The following is a 14,910-nucleotide window of genomic DNA, read 5'->3' as shown; positions in this document are numbered from 1 at the left end:
GTACCACGCCAACTCATGCTTTGTTTGATCCGGCAACGCCACAGCAACTGTCGGAACTGCCTGCCCGTATAGTGGCTACCCTGATCGCTGTGGAACATCACTCCGGCTGGTTTACCACGCGTTCCCCATGCCATTTCCAGTGCTTTGATGGTCAGTCTGCTGTCCGGGGAGAACGATATAGCCCAGCCCACCGGTTTCCTCGCGAACAGATCAAGAACAACCGCAAGGTATGCCCAGAGTTTCCCGGTCCAGATATACGTCACATCGCCGTACCATACCTGGTTTGGCTCTGTTACAGCGAACTGGCGCTCAAGGTAATTCGGGATCGCAACATGCTCCTGACTGCCACGCTTATACCTGTGCGTCGGCTGCTGATGACTGATCAGCCCCAGCTTTTTCATGAGCCTGCCTGCGAGCCAGCGCCCCATCCGGAAGCCTCTCTGGGTTGCCATGATGACGATACTTCTCGCGCCAGCGGCACCATGGGTGATACTGTGCAGTTCATGAACCTGATTACGCAATACCGTTCGCCTGCCGTCTGGCCTGTCAGGACGACTTTTTCAGTATTTGTAACTGCTGCGATAAACCCTGAACACGTGGCAGAGTATGGCCATATGATAATGCGCTCTGAGTTTCCCGGTTAACGAGAACTGTTCAGGGAGTCTGACATCAAGAGCGCTGTAGCCTTTTTTAATATTTCGTTTTCCATTTTAGTGCGTTGTACCTTCTTCTTGAGCTCACGTATTTCGATTTGTTCCGGGGTTATGGGAGAGGCTTTTGGCGGTTTCCCCTGTCGCTCATCACGCAGTTGTTTTACCCATTTCGTCATCGTAGAAAGGCCGACGTCCATGGCTTTTGCTGCTTGCGCGGCGGTGTAATTTTGGTCGACAACCAGTTGAGTGGATTCGCGTTTGAATTCAGGACTAAAATTTCTTCTTTTCATTGGCGCACCCGTGTTGTTCTGAGGTGAGCATATCACCTCTGTTCAGGTGGCCAAATTCAGTGTGCCACTACAACCCATCTGGCTGGCTTGAGAATCACGAGATTGACTTATCGAATACATAGTTTATTACTTTAATTATTTTTATTGCAATGAAAATATAGCCCCGACTAATTCAAATATGCTATAAAACGCTTACAAAAAATTATATAATTAAAATTAATATTCGATAAAAATATTATCTACAGTTACTTTTGGCTTCAACGATAATAGATACAGCAAATTTATTGCTTACATTTAATTATTCAAGTGATGGTGCGAGTTAGTAGCAAATTGTCACTATGGCAGAGATAACGCAAATTGTGTGCCTAAACGGATAGGATTAGTGCGCCATCGCACCACTAGTCGCAAATAGCGGCGGCTAGCCTGGTTAGGCTTACTTAAGCTGACTTGGATTTAATTTGCTTATAGATAATCGCCCCTACAGGCGCCCCTTCCTTAATGCTGCGATTAAGCGATGCGGCAGAGACATCGTTAAACGTCAAGCAGCGGCAGGTTAATGACCTTGTATTTGTCTCTTATGAAGATAAAAGGTGCGGATACGCCCTTAAGGATGCCCTATACCATCTGACGGGATAAACAGCGCCACGACGTCAATCGCGAGGAAGATTGAAAGATTAAAAGCAACAAAGGAGGGCCGACGGGTATTGCGAGACCGCTGAAAAAGCGGCGGACTATCATTTATCCGCCGGGCGATATGCGCTGACGGTGGAAGAGAATTGGCCCTAACAGCAGCGGGGATGTAGAGTGTGAAGGGCGGGCGTCTCATGATAATGCAGGTGCCCGCCCAGGCGCCTGTTTAATCAACACTCGAGCGTAGCGGGGGACAAGCAGTGATCAACATCACGAAGCAGGCGCGGACAGCCCGCGATCGCGGTGAACTATGCTCCCGCCAGCGCGACTTTTTGCGCCTGGATCAAGCTGTCAATGCCGCGGCGCGCTAATTCGAGCAGCGTAATCAGCTCTTGCTGACTGAAAGGTTCTCCTTCCGCGGTGCCTTGTACCTCAATCATACGGCCGTCTTCCATCATCACTACATTCATATCGGTTTCAGCAGCCGAATCTTCGACATACTCCAAATCACACACCGCTTCACCGGCCACAATACCCACCGAAATCGCCGCCACGAACCCTTTCATCGGGTTGGTTTTTAGCTGACCTTTCTTTTGCATGCTGCTCAGGGCGTCGGCGAGCGCCACGCAGGCACCGGTAATAGACGCCGTCCGGGTGCCGCCGTCAGCCTGTATCACGTCGCAATCCAGGGTAATGGTATATTCACCTAATTTGGTTAAATCCACCACGGCACGCAGTGAGCGGGCGATGAATCGCTGAATTTCCACGGTACGGCCGCCTTGCTTGCCCTTCGCCGCTTCGCGAGGATTGCGGGTATGCGTTGCGCGCGGCAGCATGCCGTATTCGGCGGTGATCCAGCCCTGGCCTTGCCCCTTGAGAAACCGCGGCACCCCCTCTTCCACCGACGCGGTACACAGCACGCGGGTATCGCCGAATGCTATCAGCACTGAGCCTTCTGCATGGCGGGTAAAATGGCGGGCAATCGTTACTGGGCGTACTTGCTGTACGCTTCGGCCTGCTGGGCGCATAGGAGTTTCTCCGGCTCGCAAATCAAGGGTTGGCTGCGCATTATACGGACTTCACCGCCTAATGCCTATCTTGCCTTCCGCTGCGGGGCTATAATCCCAGCAACTTCTTAATAAACGGGTACGCCTATGATCCGCAGTATGACCGCCTTCGCCCGGCGTGAAATTAAGGGCACTTGGGGCACTGCCGCCTGGGAGCTGCGCTCCGTTAATCAACGGTATCTGGAAAGCCACATCCGCCTGCCGGAACAATTTCGCGGCCTGGAGCCGACTATTCGCGAGCATATCCGCCTGCGCCTTACCCGAGGCAAGATTGAGTGTAACCTGCGCTTCGATGTGAATCCCGGCGCGCAAAGCGCGCTCATACTTAATGAAAAATTCGCCAAACAGCTGGTGGAAGCAGCGCAGTGGGTAAAAATGCAAAGCGACGAAGGCGAGATAAACCCGCTGGCTATTCTGCGCTGGCCGGGCGTAATGGCCGCGACGGAGCAGGATTTGGACGCCATTAGCGCCGAGTTGCTGTCCGGGCTCGGCGCCACTCTCAACGACTTTATCAGCGCCCGCGAAACCGAAGGTGACGCGCTTAAAGCATTAATTGAACAGCGACTGGCGGGTGTCAGCGCCGAGGCGGCCAATGTGCGCCAGCAGATGCCGGCAGTATTGAATTGGCAGCGTGAAAGATTGCTGAATAAACTGGAAGAGGCTCAGGTGCAGCTGGACGGTAACCGTCTGGAGCAGGAACTGGTGATGCTGACGCAGCGAACAGACGTTGCGGAAGAGCTGGATCGCCTGGATGCCCATGTAAAAGAAACCTACCAGATTTTGACTAAAAAAGAGGCGGTAGGCCGTCGTCTGGATTTCATGATGCAGGAATTTAACCGCGAAGCGAATACCCTGGCGTCGAAATCAATTAACGCCAGCGTGACGGCATCCGCCATCGAATTGAAAGTGCTGATTGAACAAATGCGCGAGCAGATCCAGAACATCGAGTAAGGTTTCACGCGCTATCGCATTGTCTCACCATAATAAAAAAGCCATGTAAATCATGGCTTTTCTGTTTTATAACGTCTTGCCTTGTATCACTATAGCGCATGCTTGACGTGCAGTTGAGGGTGTACTTATTTAAAAATCAGGTTTCTGCATTTGATCCCTATACAAGCATTTAACTATTCATCTTCTGATGATGAATAAACGACATGTCTCCAGGATCACTGCTATCACCGACCAGCGCGCCGGCGTGAGGTGGTGATGCCCCTTGCGGCGTCTTCCACCGTCAGGCCCAGCGGTCGGGCAATGCGCTCTTCGATCGCTTTGGCGGCCGCGTCGCGATCAAGCGTCATTTTGCCGTTTACCCGCCGGGGCGTTGCATCGCTGCCCGTTAGCGTCGCCGCTTATCGCGCGACCGCCGTCACCTCCCCCAGCGATTCTCCCAGAAAATCGATAAAAACGCGGCTTTTCAGCGGCATAAAAAGCCTGGCGGGCCAAAGCGCCCACACCGGCTCGCAACGTTCGGCGAAACGTTCTAGCAGGCACACCAACGACCCCCGCCGAAGATCCTCTTGCACGTAATAATCGGGCAACCAGGCAAGTCCCAGACCCTTTCTGGCAAAATCCCGCCACGCATGCATGTTGTTGCACAGCATGGTAAGCGGTAACGCGGCAAACTGGGCGGGAGAAAGCGTTTTCAGTTGCCAGAGTTCCAGCTTCCCGCTGTGGGGAAAGCGGTAGTGGACGCAGGCATGGCTTGCCAAGGCCGCCGGCGCCTCGGGCGTTCCCACTCGGTGGAGATAAGCCAGCGCCGCCACCACGCTGGAGCTGAAAGTGGTGATTTTGCGTGCCACCAAGCGCGAATCGGCGACGTGGCCGCTGCGGATGGCGACGTCGAAGCCTTCTTCTATGACATCTAGCAGCCGATCGCTAAAGTCTAGATCGAGCACGATAGCCGGATAACGGGCGGCAAAAGAGGCCATCAAGGGAAACACCAGGCTTTCCTAAGCCAGACTGATGCGCAGCATGCCGGAGGGGGAATGGTTGGCCTGTAACAGCTCATTCCTGGCTTCCTCAACGGCGTTGAGGATCCCGAGGCAACGCCCATAATAGCGCATCCCTTCCGCGGTCAGGGCCATGCTGCGGGTATTACGGTTTATCAGCGGGTGGCAAGGTGCTGCTCCAGACGGGTAATGGCTTTGCTTACCGCCGATGGTGATAGCCCGCTGGCCCTGGCTGCCGCTACGAAACTGCCTGATTTGACGACCTGAACAAAAATATCAAGATTATCCCATTGCGCCATGCTGTCTCCGCATTAGTGATGACTTTTCACGAAAGTCGTGAATACAAGCCTGTTTTTCAATAATCCGCTTCAGAATACTGGGGATGCCCTGACGCTTGCAAAAAGAGACGTAAAAATCGCATGGTGAAGGCGCTTTTGATATTGATGTTGGGGCATTTGTTTCGCAAACGACGGAATATTTGCCCATCGGTCTCCTTCATTTGATTGCTAAGGACTTGCAGGTGACGCAAGGATAGGTCGGTTTTCTGGTGACGGGCTATGCTTGGATTATCACGCTCACGGTCCTGCCGGTGACCCTTCTGACCCGCCGGGTCGATAGGCGCGTGCTGTTTTTATGGCTGCTGGCCATTATCGCCGTGTGCAATGGCCTGGCCATCGTAACCCACCACTATTAGCTGCTGATGATATTGCGCATTGTGGCGGCGCTGGGACATGGCGTGTTCTGGTCAAGTATCCTTGCCTATGCCATTAAAATCGCGCCCGCCATGCCCGCCATGCCCGCCATGCCCGCCATGCCCGCCATGCCCGCCATGCCCGCCATGCCCGCCAGCTGCGTGATGGCAATCGTGTTTGCCGGTATTCCTCTCGCGATCGTCGCCGGCGTGCCGCTATCCTCGGCGCTCGGTCAGGCTTTCGGCTGGCAGCGGGGGTTCGCACTGTTCGGGCTGCTGGGGCTGATGATTTTCGTTGCCGGCTATCTCTGGTTACCGTCGCTGCAAGACAATATCCCGGGAGCGAAACCCCAAACAGAAGCACCCTCGGCGCCGCTGTTGGGCGCGATTGGCGTTACGCTGCTGATGGTAACCGGCCATTTCACCTGCTACACCTACATCACCGCGCTGCTGCATTCACCGCTCAACATTGCCGGGGCCGCGATCCCGCTCCACCTATTGATCTTCGGCGTGGCGGGCGCCCTCGGTACGCTGCTCTCCGGTACCCTTTCCCTGCATCCGGCGATAATAACTGCGCTCACCGGGGCCGGCGTGTTCGTCAGTTTATGGCTGATATTGACGGCCCAGCCTTGGGGAGGTTATTCCTGGCTTGTTATGGTTCTCTGGGGAGGCGCCATTGCCGTTTTGCTTATCGCGCTGCAAAGCTGGGTCATTACGCTCGCGCCCGATAAAGCCGAATTCGCCTCGGCGCTGTATGTCATGGCGTTCAATATCGGTATCGGCGGCGGCGCGATGACGGGCGGGTTACTGCTCGAACGCCTCGGTACCCCCAGCTTGCTGTCTACCGGCATGGTTATCGCCTTTGCCGGTCTGATGATATGGGCATGAGCGCAACGTCAGGCGCGCGTCGCGTGCGCTGAATAAGGCTTATACAATCCATGGGGAGGAAAAATGACCACGTTACCGGACTTATCCGAAGCTGCCAGCACGGCCTTGACGGCCGTGGCACAGAAAATTCAGGCGCTTGCGCAAACCGGCCTGACCTATGCCGCTGCCGCATACGATATCGAACGCTATGAACAACTTCGCGATATCGCCGGCGATCTGATGACGCAACCCCCCCCCCCCACCGACGCCCGGACGTTTATCAGTGAGTTTAAACAGCAGGAGGGCTATGCCACGCTGAAGGTCGACGCCCGCGCGCTGATTCTCTGCGAAGGCAAAATCCTACTGGTCAAGGAGGCGGACGATTCAGCCTGGAGTCTGCCAGGCGGCTGGGCAGATGTTGGCGACTGTCCATCCACAGCGGTTTGCCGCGAAGCCAGGGAAGAGACCAGGCTACAGGTGGAGGCAACCCGTCTGCTCGGATTATGGGATCGTAACCTGCACGGCCATCCCCCCTATCCCTGGCACGTGTATAAACTGATTTTTCATTGCCGCGAAACCAATGGCGCGTTGCGCTTAAGCCCTGAATCGCTGGATATCGATTTCTTCGATCCGGACAGGTTGCCGCCGCTATCCCTCACCCGCATCGTCCCCGAAGAGATTCATACCAGTCTGGACATCATCAAGAACGCAGCGGACGCCTGGTTCGATTGACGGTGACATGCCAACCCCCTCTGGCGTGACGGTCAACGCCTCCCGCGCCATCGGCATCGACTCCGTCGATGGCCATATCGTCGCTAGCGGATGAATTATCGCCGGCGGCATCGGTAAACCCGCGCGGCAGGGCCCCTACAGGGCCGCGGCGCCGAATATGGGGCCGCTCGCTAGTCACGGCAGCTGTCAGGAAGCAAGCGCGCAAGCCCTCTGAGCGTGAAAAATAAAGCCAGGGTCCGGGTTGGTATTATTTATCGACGCAATATAAACCCTGCAAACTGAATGAAATAACATTTTATGATGATTTAAAAAATAACAAGAAATGACCCTGAGCAATTATCCGCATCAACATTTCATTTAGAAGTCGCTAAAATATTTTCTCTCACCCGCAAAGTATATTACTACAATGAAAAGCGATGAAAAACACCAGTCCATTATCTATTACGGCAGTGTAGTGTCTAAAATTTTACTGCTGATAATTCTATTAATGATTATTATTAACATCTTGAGCTGGTATATTCTCAAGATCATGCTCAATACCTATGGACTCGGCCTTTTTGCCACCCAAAGAGTCATTAACAACCCGTCAATGATACTCACGGATAGCGGTCAAATGTCGCTAGGCATGTTTGTCACAACCCTATTATTACTGTCGCTGGCCTTCGGTATGTTTGCCCTTTACCGGCTATTCGGCATTTATCGTCAAGGGCAATACTTTTCCCTTGGCGCCGCCCAGCAGCTCAATCTTGCGGCCGCTGGTTTTCTGCTATGGGCGATTGCGTATATCGTATGCGAACCCGCGTTAACCTATCTCTTGACGCTGACGCTGCCCAAAGCCAAACACATTATTTCCCACGGGTATTCTACCGGGCATGGCGTGGCGCTGCTTCTCTCATCTGCGTTGGTGGTTTCCGCCCGCGTTTTGCGCCACGCCTGTAGCAGTAATAGCTAACAGTATAACAGAAGTGAATATCGCGGGGAGACTCATTTTACCCGGAAAGCATGTTCCTTACTCCTGTAGCCAAAGGGCAGACCTTATTATCGGGCAAATAAATGGCGGTAATCCGTCTCCCATAGTCCGTATAATCGTTCTCACCACAGAAAGGTATTTACGATAACGAATACGGCCATAACGTTAGAAAAGCTGTTAATTGTCGGGTTATTTCGTTAACGCATATTTCCCACGAAAGGGTTGACGTTGTTTGTATGAACGTCACGCCCCATTGCCATTCTGCGCGGGGAGTGATTTACTTCACTATGGTTCAACACCCCCCCCTATTCAACCTGGCCGCGGACAACAACCTGCCAAGATGCGTTTTTCCTGTTACATATGTTTAGAATTTACTAAGCGAAGTAAAGCTGGGTCAGATCGGACCTTTTAAGATATTTCGTTATTTAATAACGTCAAAGTGTATCTGATATTAGTCAATAACAGGTAATACCCAGCAGTTGTTTAATGAGGAAGCAATGATGAAAAAGGCCACGCTTGCATTAGTTTTAATGGTTTTCGCGGCCACCAGCAGCTTTTCCGTGTTTTCCCGGGCCGTCGGCCCGCAGGGACAGCCATCCCAGCAGCAGTAGCAACAGGGCCATGGCGGTCAGGGCGGTCAGGGTGGAGCAGGAGGACACGGCGTCGGCCCGCGCGATCATTTCGCCTGGAACGGCCATGACTTCCGCCGCGGCCATCCCGCGCCAGAGCGGTTTCGCGGCGATGATTATCGCGTTTACGATTGGCATGCGCGTGGCCTGCAGGCACCGCCGCCCGGAGAACATTGCGCCTATATCGACGGCAATTATGTGCTGATTGCCGCCGCCACGGGAATCATTACCTCAATTATAATGAGCACTATGCTACTTCATTAATCGTCCTGCGTTGGTGGCGTTGCGCCGCCGGCGGCTTGAAGGACGATGACCCCTGCACCTGCGACGGCTCCCGAACGGTATCGCTTGCGTACCGCCCGCCCAATCATTAATCTGTAAATTCATTATTTCCATTATATTTGCGGACGTCGACGAAGCGCCGGCAGAGCCCCTGCGAATGGTCAACAGGCAAAGTGAATGGACATCATCATTATCGGCGCCGGCGTGATCGGCGCGTCACTGGCCTTTGAGGCCATCAATCTTGGCGCCAGCGTGACCGTTCTCGACGCCGGCGAACGGGTCAGCGGCACGTCCGGCACTTCTTCCCGCCTGGGTCAACGCTTACGGCAAACCCCCGCGGGACTATCAACGATTGAATGACGCCGCCATAGACGCGCATCAGGCGCTGCAGGCGCGCTTCCCTCACCGTTGCTGACCACATCTCACCGGCAGCGCCGAGTATCGTCATCCTCACGACGCGCCTGCGTTGGCGGCAAAGGCGCAACAGCTGACGGCATGGGGGTACCCTACCCGCTGGCTGGACAAAGAAACGTTACTGGCGCGAGAACCTACGCTGACGCGCGACGCCGTATCGTCCACGCCGGTATTATGGTGTGAGCTGGAGGGTTGGCTGGATACACGGCTGTACATAGACACCCTGCTGGATGCGGTGATCGACGGCGGCGGTAGCGTAGCCACAGCTACCTCCATCGCCAGCATTATCCGTCAAGGCAATTGCGTCACCCTGGCAAGCGGCCGTGCACTCTATGCCGATAGGGTCGTAAACTGTTGCGGATGCTGGGTAGATAGCTCGCTTTTCCAACCGGATCTCGCTCCGCCCCTCGCCCCCACTGCGGGCCTGCTGGTGCGGGTGCCGTCGGCCGCGGCGCCGGTGCGTCACGTCCTTATCACCCCGACATTCGATATCCGCCCTGATGGTCCCGATCATAGCCTTATCTGTCCTAATGATCTGGAAGTGTCCTGGACACTCACCGAATCTCCCGCCGCGCGGGACCAGGCGGCAGCCGCGCTGTTGGCGCAAGCCGCCCGACTGTTGCCAGGTTTACAGGGTCTGACGGATTATCAGGTTATCACCGGCATCCGCGCGCTGCTGGCGACATTGACAGCGCGAGAAATGATTACCAGTCAGCCAGCGGCGCTATTAGCGTCTTTCCGTCCCGACCGTTTTTTTCTACTAACAGCCCGAGCCGCGCCGTGGAGGCCGGACAAAATGCGAACGAATGCGCATGAGCCATGCTACCTAACCGGGGCAGCGCCGCTGACGGCAGGACGGCAAAACAAGCTCACGGCGCTTGTCCGCCGGCGGCGGGTCCAAGGCGGCCTGACGCCCGCGCGCGCCGCGGTGTAAAGTGTAACCGCTTACACGGACGCGACACGTCTGAAAAGGCGCCCCTTATCCATACATAAGCAGCAGATTTGACGGAGCGGGCCATAGCCGCAATGACGTTTTTGATACCGTGGGAGCGCCAGATTGAGACCATCGCCTGTAGCAGCGGCACGTTACCGGCAGCATCCTCCGGGGGCCTGAGCCAGAATACGATGCCCCGGCACCCTGGGCAGCGGTGGCAGCAAGCGTTGCACGCAATACAGCGGGTCATACTGTTCACTGTAACAGCGGATGCTGCCGTTACCCGACCGCTATCTCGCCCCGACGGGTGAGGCCCCGTAACGGCTGAAGGTTTTTTCAGCTACGCCCGCCGGATTAAATGTTACTGCCAACGAGCCGGTCGCCACGGCGGCGGTCGCGGCTAGAAAACCGCCGAGAGAATGGCCGGTAAACAGCACTTTGTCGCCAAAACGCCGTTTGGCCTGCCGCGCCAACGCTACCGAGGCGCGATATTGTGCATCCCGCAAGCCCAACGACGCGCGGAAATTGGTCAGCCAGTCGTTGAAATCGTTAGTGCCGGCAAAAGCCAGCGCCACCTGCCTGCCGTTGTCATAGAAATGGGCTTGAAAGCTTGAATCCGGATCGCGCAACATGCATTTATCGAAGCCGTAGCGGCGCAAATCATCCGCGGTAAAACGGCGGGAAGCGCCCGACGGCAGGGCGGAGTGCTTAGCATAGACGTCGCCGGCGCGCTGCGCTAAGTGATAATCCCCCTGTTGCGGCAGAATGCCGCAGGTAATGTAATCGCCGCCGCCCTGACCCGATAATGGTGTCGCCGGTATGATCCGTTGCGCCGCCGCGCCGCCGTCTGCGGCCGTAATCGAGGCGCGGGCCGCGGTTTTCAGACGCTCCGCCGCGGCAAACGGTGCCCGGTTTCCAGCGGCCTGATAATTCGTCAGGGATGCAGGCACGTAGCCCGGCGTAAAAATTCGTCGTAACATATCTTCCCTCATCGCTATATCGCTATTATTACGGCGATTTAAGGGATAGCGAGGGTCGGATATTGCAGGAAGTGATCATATCGTCCGGTCTAGCCGCCAATATACGGGCGATTGCCGGCAGGTTGAAACAGCGCCAGCGATAAAAACATTTTCCGCCGCAATGCATCATGCCTCCAACAGTAAGCGGATCGACAGACAAGGGGCGTTATTAATGCCTGCAATAGCTGCTAGCATAAACATATATTTCCCGCCTTCCTTTCCCGGTAGCGCAAAACGCATATTCTATAATTAAGCCATTTATATATCTGTAAATTTCCCTGTAACAATTCCGCAGCAAAATTAATTTTGCTGCCAAAGCACATTGACAATTTTCAGTCAACTTAACAAGATGAGCGCCAACAAAAATAATCTCTCGACTCAATAACTCATTATTATTCAAGTCTCTACTGAGATTGTAAATATATTAACCTTGCGCAAGCCCGCAGTTTATTTGCTGGAGTACATTATTTCCCAGCAAGACACAATTAATTTGGCTAAAACAAACTTTAAAGACAATACTAATCTGAAAAATTCGATAGAATTGATTATTAATACCGGCTTTATGAAAAGATATATTATACAGCCAATCGAGCTTGCCATGCTGCATCCCGGATTCGGCTACCGAAATGCGGTATTTGAATATGAGTCGAAACGTTTAGTGCCCGGCGTGGTTGAGCAAGCGCTAAACAATGCCGCCGTCAGCGCTAGCCAAATCGCCGCGATTATCTATGTCTCGTGCTCAGGTTTTTTGATGCCGTCGCTAACCGCCTGGTTTATCAACCATATGGGGCTACCGGGTAACACCATGCAATTGCCGATAGCCCAGCTGGACTGTGCCGCCGGCAGCGCTGCTATCGACCGGGCGTATGATTATGTTCTGGCCCATCCCGGCAGTAACGTATTGATCATCAGCTGTGAGTTTTGCTCGCTGAGTTACCAGCCTACCGATGGCGATGTCGGCAGCCTGCTCTCCGATGGGCTATTTAGTGATGCCATCAGCGCAGCGATTGTCACCGCGGAACTGGGCGAGGGTCTCTCGCTCGAACGTAACGCCAGCTATCTGATCCCTGAGACCGATAAATAAATTCGCTATCAGGTGAAAGATACCGGTTTTCATTTCCGCCTGGACAAGCGCGTGCCGGGCACGATGAAACCGCTTGCACCGTTGATGCGTCAATTAGCCTGCAATCACGGTTGGGATATCGAAAACCTGGCCTATTACATTATTCATGCCGGCGGCCCGCGTATCCTGGATGATCTTGCTAAGTATCTGCGCGTGGATTTGGAGCAGTTTTCTTTCAGCCGCGACACGTTGGTCAATTGCGGCAATATCGCCAGTTTGGTAGTGTTCGAGGCCTATCGCCGCATGCATGAAAAAGGAATTTTCGCACGCGGCGGCAAGGCGATTATCGCCGGCTTCGGCCCCGGTATTACCGCCGAAATGAGTCTGTCGCAGTGGATCTAACGGATCGGCTTATTGGCCATGCGTTTGTTAGTCCTTTAACGTGAACGAGGGCGGGCGACGCATGCCGATGTGGGGAATGCCATCTTCATCGTACAGACTCCTCACCGCCGCGAAGCTCAGACCGCGGTAAAAGGCTTGTAAATACGCCTGGCGGAGAGGGTAATGGGTTTCTCCGGCCAGTGCGCGGCGCACGACGCCAACGCATGACACATTAACTGCGCCCCCAGACCCTGACTGCGCGCGCGGGGCAATCACTACCCGTCTGATACTCACCGCGTCCCGCTGCACCAGTAAACGAACGCACGCCACCAGCCCCGCTTCGTCAAAGCCGGCAATATGTCGATTATCCCCCTCCATATCCCGCCCATCCATATCCGCATACAGACACTGTTGTTTGAGAACGAATACCGCACTGTGCAACGACAGCAGCTGGTAAAGTTCCGGCGCGCTCACCTCGCTGTGGTGCCAGTCGCACCAGGTTACCGTCATGAAAACCTCTCTCTCCGGTGAATGATTGATTGCCGCCGCGCCCGTCCGACGGCGCGTTTGCGGCAATGGCCTACACTTAAAAGGGCATTATGCCTGAGCCATCGTTAAAAATAGGGTAAAGATGAAACAGAAAAATAGCACAATCGGCATTGCGCCTTATGGCGGCTCTGCCAGCGGGTGGAGGGCATTAAAAGCGCTGGCTGATGCCATTCGCGGCCAGATGTCGGTAAACTAGGATGTTATTGCTCTGTTTAAAGTTAATCAACCGCAGGGCTTTGACTGCCCCGGCTGCGCCTGGCCGGATCCGCTCCATACCTCCTTTTTTGAATTTTGCGAAAACGGCGCCAAAGGGGTCAGTTGGGAGGCCACCGGCAAGCGGGCAACGCCGGTTTTTTTCGCCGCCCACACCGTAAGCGAGCTCTGGCAGCGCCACGATTTTGATTTGGAAGGTGAAGACCGGCTGACCCAGCCGATGAAATACAATGCCGATACGGATACCTATTAACCAATAGAATGGGATGTCGCTTTGGGCGAAATCAGCGCGCAGTTACGATGTTATAACGACCCTGACTGCGTTGAATTTTACACATCTGGGCGTACGTTTAATAAGGCGACGTTCCTTTACCAGCTGTTTGCACGCGAATACGGCATTAATAATTTCCCCTATTGTTCCAATATTTGCCATGAACCCACCAGCGTCGGTCTGCCGGCATCCATCGGCGTCGGTAAAGGCACCGTGACGCTTGAGGATTTCGAGCACTGCGATCTGGTGATGTGTATCGGTCATAACCCCGGTACCAACCATCCGCGGATGCTGGCCACCCTGCGGGAAGTGGCCAAGCGCGGCGCCACCATCGTGGCGTTTAATCCGCTGCAAAAACGGGGGCTAGAACGATTTGCATCCCCCCAGAGGCCGATCGAAATGCTTACCCTTACCACTACAGACGCTCCTGGCGCTGCTCAGCGCTGAGATAGAGACTCACACATTCCTGTAGGCTGCTTTTGCCCACACCCCTTGCCGAGTGCGGCCCTTTTTGGCGTTAGCCAGCGTGGCGGCGCGCTGCAGGGCCTCGGGCAATGTGCCGGCCTTTGACTCATCGACGATAAAGGTCACCGCCGCAATGCGGGTCATGCCGGCCTGCTGTAACCGGACCACTTCCTGTGCCAGCATCATGCGCGCATCGGCAATCTGCTTCTGCTGATCGTTCAGAGCCTGCACCTTGCGCTCGAGCAGGGCCGGACATTGACGCATGATCGCCAGCTCATCGCGCGACTTGATGGCGGTACTGGGCTTGAGCGACTCAGCAACCGGCTGGGCCGGAGATTGCGCAATCAGGGATTTATAGTGCCGTTGTTTGATGATCTCGCGGGTTTGTTCCGGTAAACAATCGATGTGGTACTCGAAAGCCTTGGTGCCTGAACGCTTACGGACTAAATCAGGTGAATTTGCAGTCCGCATATTCAATGACCAGCGAAGTCCCTGCAAGGTGCCAGGCAATCCGGGTAAACCGACTAACTCACTCACCGTAACAAACATAATTATAACACCTTGCTCATATAACAACTCGGCCAAATGCTGGCCGGATCCACATTGAGTGCATTAGCGATAATGCGTTCACCTTTGGGATAGGGACGATACAGCGCGTTTTTTAACGTGCTGGACGCCAGCCCCGAGCCGCGGGAGAGATCTTGCATGGTGATCCCCCTTCTTGTGCAGGGAAGCCCCGATATCAATCTGGTGCCAGTCACGATGATTCACTTCATTTCTATTTATCATTCGATTACCCTAAAGAGTTAACCATGCGGGTAAGTCATGGGGCTCACCCATA

Annotated in this window: 16 protein-coding genes and 5 pseudogenes; 11 read left to right on the top strand and 10 right to left on the bottom strand. The window is 54.5% G+C overall.

Annotation, left to right across the window (positions count from 1 at the left end; translation table 11 throughout):
* Positions 1-943, bottom strand: a pseudogene (locus tag ACTBDU_RS12360) (IS3 family transposase); the annotation flags it as partial.
* Between the two features lie 938 nt (positions 944-1,881).
* The gene (rph, locus tag ACTBDU_RS12355; RefSeq protein ID WP_438806654.1) at positions 1,882-2,601 is read right to left on the bottom strand and encodes a ribonuclease PH; all 720 of its coding nucleotides are present in this window, start codon (positions 2,599-2,601) and stop codon (positions 1,882-1,884) included.
* A 126-nt stretch (positions 2,602-2,727) separates the two neighbouring features.
* On the opposite strand from rph, the gene ACTBDU_RS12350 reads away from it, so the two are divergent.
* Entirely contained in the window at positions 2,728-3,591 is an 864-nt protein-coding gene (locus ACTBDU_RS12350; protein WP_438806653.1) for a YicC/YloC family endoribonuclease, read from the top strand.
* Between the two features lie 224 nt (positions 3,592-3,815).
* Here the strand turns inward: ACTBDU_RS12350 and ACTBDU_RS12345 are convergent, their stop codons facing one another.
* Genes ACTBDU_RS12345 through ACTBDU_RS12330 form a run of 4 tightly spaced genes read right to left on the bottom strand, consistent with a single transcriptional unit; the run spans position 3,816 to position 4,888 of the window.
* Positions 3,816-3,938, bottom strand: coding sequence for a hypothetical protein (locus ACTBDU_RS12345; RefSeq protein WP_438806652.1), 123 nt, complete (start codon positions 3,936-3,938; stop codon positions 3,816-3,818).
* Between the two features lie 51 nt (positions 3,939-3,989).
* Complete coding sequence (locus ACTBDU_RS12340) at positions 3,990-4,580, bottom strand: LysR substrate-binding domain-containing protein (RefSeq protein WP_438806651.1); 591 nt, start codon at positions 4,578-4,580, stop codon at positions 3,990-3,992.
* Between the two features lie 9 nt (positions 4,581-4,589).
* The gene (locus tag ACTBDU_RS12335) at positions 4,590-4,724 is read right to left on the bottom strand and encodes a hypothetical protein (RefSeq protein WP_438806650.1); all 135 of its coding nucleotides are present in this window, start codon (positions 4,722-4,724) and stop codon (positions 4,590-4,592) included.
* 20 nt (positions 4,725-4,744) lie between these two features.
* Entirely contained in the window at positions 4,745-4,888 is a 144-nt protein-coding gene (locus ACTBDU_RS12330) for a helix-turn-helix domain-containing protein (protein WP_438806649.1), read from the bottom strand.
* 248 nt (positions 4,889-5,136) lie between these two features.
* On the opposite strand from ACTBDU_RS12330, the gene ACTBDU_RS12325 reads away from it, so the two are divergent.
* From ACTBDU_RS12325 to ACTBDU_RS12295, 7 genes and pseudogenes are all read left to right on the top strand, one after another.
* The gene (locus tag ACTBDU_RS12325) at positions 5,137-5,283 is read left to right on the top strand and encodes a hypothetical protein (protein ID WP_438806648.1); all 147 of its coding nucleotides are present in this window, start codon (positions 5,137-5,139) and stop codon (positions 5,281-5,283) included.
* A gap of 6 nt (positions 5,284-5,289) precedes the next feature.
* Positions 5,290-6,168, top strand: coding sequence for an MFS transporter (locus ACTBDU_RS12320; protein WP_438806647.1), 879 nt, complete (start codon positions 5,290-5,292; stop codon positions 6,166-6,168).
* 63 nt (positions 6,169-6,231) lie between these two features.
* On the top strand, positions 6,232-6,879 hold the full coding sequence (locus tag ACTBDU_RS12315; RefSeq protein WP_438806646.1) for an NUDIX hydrolase: 648 nt from the start codon (positions 6,232-6,234) through the stop codon (positions 6,877-6,879).
* Between the two features lie 454 nt (positions 6,880-7,333).
* Positions 7,334-7,831 (top strand): hypothetical protein, encoded by a 498-nt coding sequence (locus ACTBDU_RS12310; RefSeq protein ID WP_438806645.1) that lies wholly within the window; start codon positions 7,334-7,336, stop codon positions 7,829-7,831.
* A gap of 515 nt (positions 7,832-8,346) precedes the next feature.
* A pseudogene (locus tag ACTBDU_RS12305) lies at positions 8,347-8,742 on the top strand (RcnB family protein).
* A 195-nt stretch (positions 8,743-8,937) separates the two neighbouring features.
* Positions 8,938-9,120, top strand: a complete 183-nt coding sequence (locus tag ACTBDU_RS12300; protein ID WP_438806644.1) for an FAD-dependent oxidoreductase — start codon at positions 8,938-8,940, stop codon at positions 9,118-9,120.
* 76 nt (positions 9,121-9,196) lie between these two features.
* A pseudogene (locus ACTBDU_RS12295) lies at positions 9,197-10,108 on the top strand (NAD(P)/FAD-dependent oxidoreductase); the annotation flags it as partial.
* Between the two features lie 290 nt (positions 10,109-10,398).
* Here ACTBDU_RS12295 and ACTBDU_RS12290 read toward each other — a convergent pair.
* On the bottom strand, positions 10,399-11,088 hold the full coding sequence (locus tag ACTBDU_RS12290; protein ID WP_438806643.1) for a hypothetical protein: 690 nt from the start codon (positions 11,086-11,088) through the stop codon (positions 10,399-10,401).
* Positions 11,089-11,578: 490 nt separating this feature from the next.
* Here ACTBDU_RS12290 and ACTBDU_RS12285 point away from each other — a divergent pair, with 490 nt between their 5' ends.
* Both ACTBDU_RS12285 and ACTBDU_RS12280 read left to right on the top strand, forming a co-directional pair.
* A complete protein-coding gene (locus tag ACTBDU_RS12285) occupies positions 11,579-12,211 on the top strand; it encodes a hypothetical protein (protein WP_438806642.1) in 633 nt (210 codons plus the stop codon).
* A 12-nt stretch (positions 12,212-12,223) separates the two neighbouring features.
* On the top strand, positions 12,224-12,592 hold the full coding sequence (locus ACTBDU_RS12280; protein ID WP_438806641.1) for a 3-oxoacyl-[acyl-carrier-protein] synthase III C-terminal domain-containing protein: 369 nt from the start codon (positions 12,224-12,226) through the stop codon (positions 12,590-12,592).
* 27 nt (positions 12,593-12,619) lie between these two features.
* On the opposite strand, the pseudogene ACTBDU_RS12275 reads toward ACTBDU_RS12280, so the two are convergent.
* Positions 12,620-13,081: pseudogene (locus tag ACTBDU_RS12275) on the bottom strand (GNAT family N-acetyltransferase).
* Between the two features lie 121 nt (positions 13,082-13,202).
* Here ACTBDU_RS12275 and ACTBDU_RS12270 point away from each other — a divergent pair.
* A pseudogene (locus ACTBDU_RS12270) lies at positions 13,203-14,024 on the top strand (molybdopterin-dependent oxidoreductase); the annotation flags it as partial.
* A 36-nt stretch (positions 14,025-14,060) separates the two neighbouring features.
* On the opposite strand, the gene ACTBDU_RS12265 reads toward ACTBDU_RS12270, so the two are convergent.
* Together ACTBDU_RS12265 and ACTBDU_RS12260 are read right to left on the bottom strand one after the other, a co-directional pair.
* Positions 14,061-14,618, bottom strand: a complete 558-nt coding sequence (locus ACTBDU_RS12265) for a DNA-binding protein (protein WP_438806640.1) — start codon at positions 14,616-14,618, stop codon at positions 14,061-14,063.
* A gap of 2 nt (positions 14,619-14,620) precedes the next feature.
* A complete protein-coding gene (locus ACTBDU_RS12260; RefSeq protein ID WP_438806639.1) occupies positions 14,621-14,776 on the bottom strand; it encodes a helix-turn-helix domain-containing protein in 156 nt (51 codons plus the stop codon).
* Positions 14,777-14,910: the final 134 nt, after the last annotated feature.

Source organism: Sodalis sp. (in: enterobacteria) (assembly GCF_051710625.1).
GTDB lineage: Bacteria > Pseudomonadota > Gammaproteobacteria > Enterobacterales > Enterobacteriaceae > JBPESN01.
Note: the sequence above shows the minus strand (reverse complement) of the source record. Positions and strands in the feature narration are given on the sequence as shown.

Excerpts from the sequence above, each read along its gene's own strand:
- rph (WP_438806654.1), bottom strand. The coding sequence starts at position 2,601 with ATGCGCCCAGCAGGCCGAAGCGTACAGCAAGTACGCCCAGTAACGATT.
- ACTBDU_RS12350 (WP_438806653.1), top strand. The coding sequence starts at position 2,728 with ATGATCCGCAGTATGACCGCCTTCGCCCGGCGTGAAATTAAGGGCACT.
- ACTBDU_RS12345 (WP_438806652.1), bottom strand. The coding sequence starts at position 3,938 with ATGACGCTTGATCGCGACGCGGCCGCCAAAGCGATCGAAGAGCGCATT.
- ACTBDU_RS12335 (WP_438806650.1), bottom strand. The coding sequence starts at position 4,724 with ATGGCCCTGACCGCGGAAGGGATGCGCTATTATGGGCGTTGCCTCGGG.
- ACTBDU_RS12330 (WP_438806649.1), bottom strand. The coding sequence starts at position 4,888 with ATGGCGCAATGGGATAATCTTGATATTTTTGTTCAGGTCGTCAAATCA.
- ACTBDU_RS12320 (WP_438806647.1), top strand. The coding sequence starts at position 5,290 with ATGATATTGCGCATTGTGGCGGCGCTGGGACATGGCGTGTTCTGGTCA.
- ACTBDU_RS12315 (WP_438806646.1), top strand. The coding sequence starts at position 6,232 with ATGACCACGTTACCGGACTTATCCGAAGCTGCCAGCACGGCCTTGACG.
- ACTBDU_RS12300 (WP_438806644.1), top strand. The coding sequence starts at position 8,938 with ATGGACATCATCATTATCGGCGCCGGCGTGATCGGCGCGTCACTGGCC.
- ACTBDU_RS12290 (WP_438806643.1), bottom strand. The coding sequence starts at position 11,088 with ATGTTACGACGAATTTTTACGCCGGGCTACGTGCCTGCATCCCTGACG.
- ACTBDU_RS12265 (WP_438806640.1), bottom strand. The coding sequence starts at position 14,618 with ATGTTTGTTACGGTGAGTGAGTTAGTCGGTTTACCCGGATTGCCTGGC.
- ACTBDU_RS12260 (WP_438806639.1), bottom strand. The coding sequence starts at position 14,776 with ATGCAAGATCTCTCCCGCGGCTCGGGGCTGGCGTCCAGCACGTTAAAA.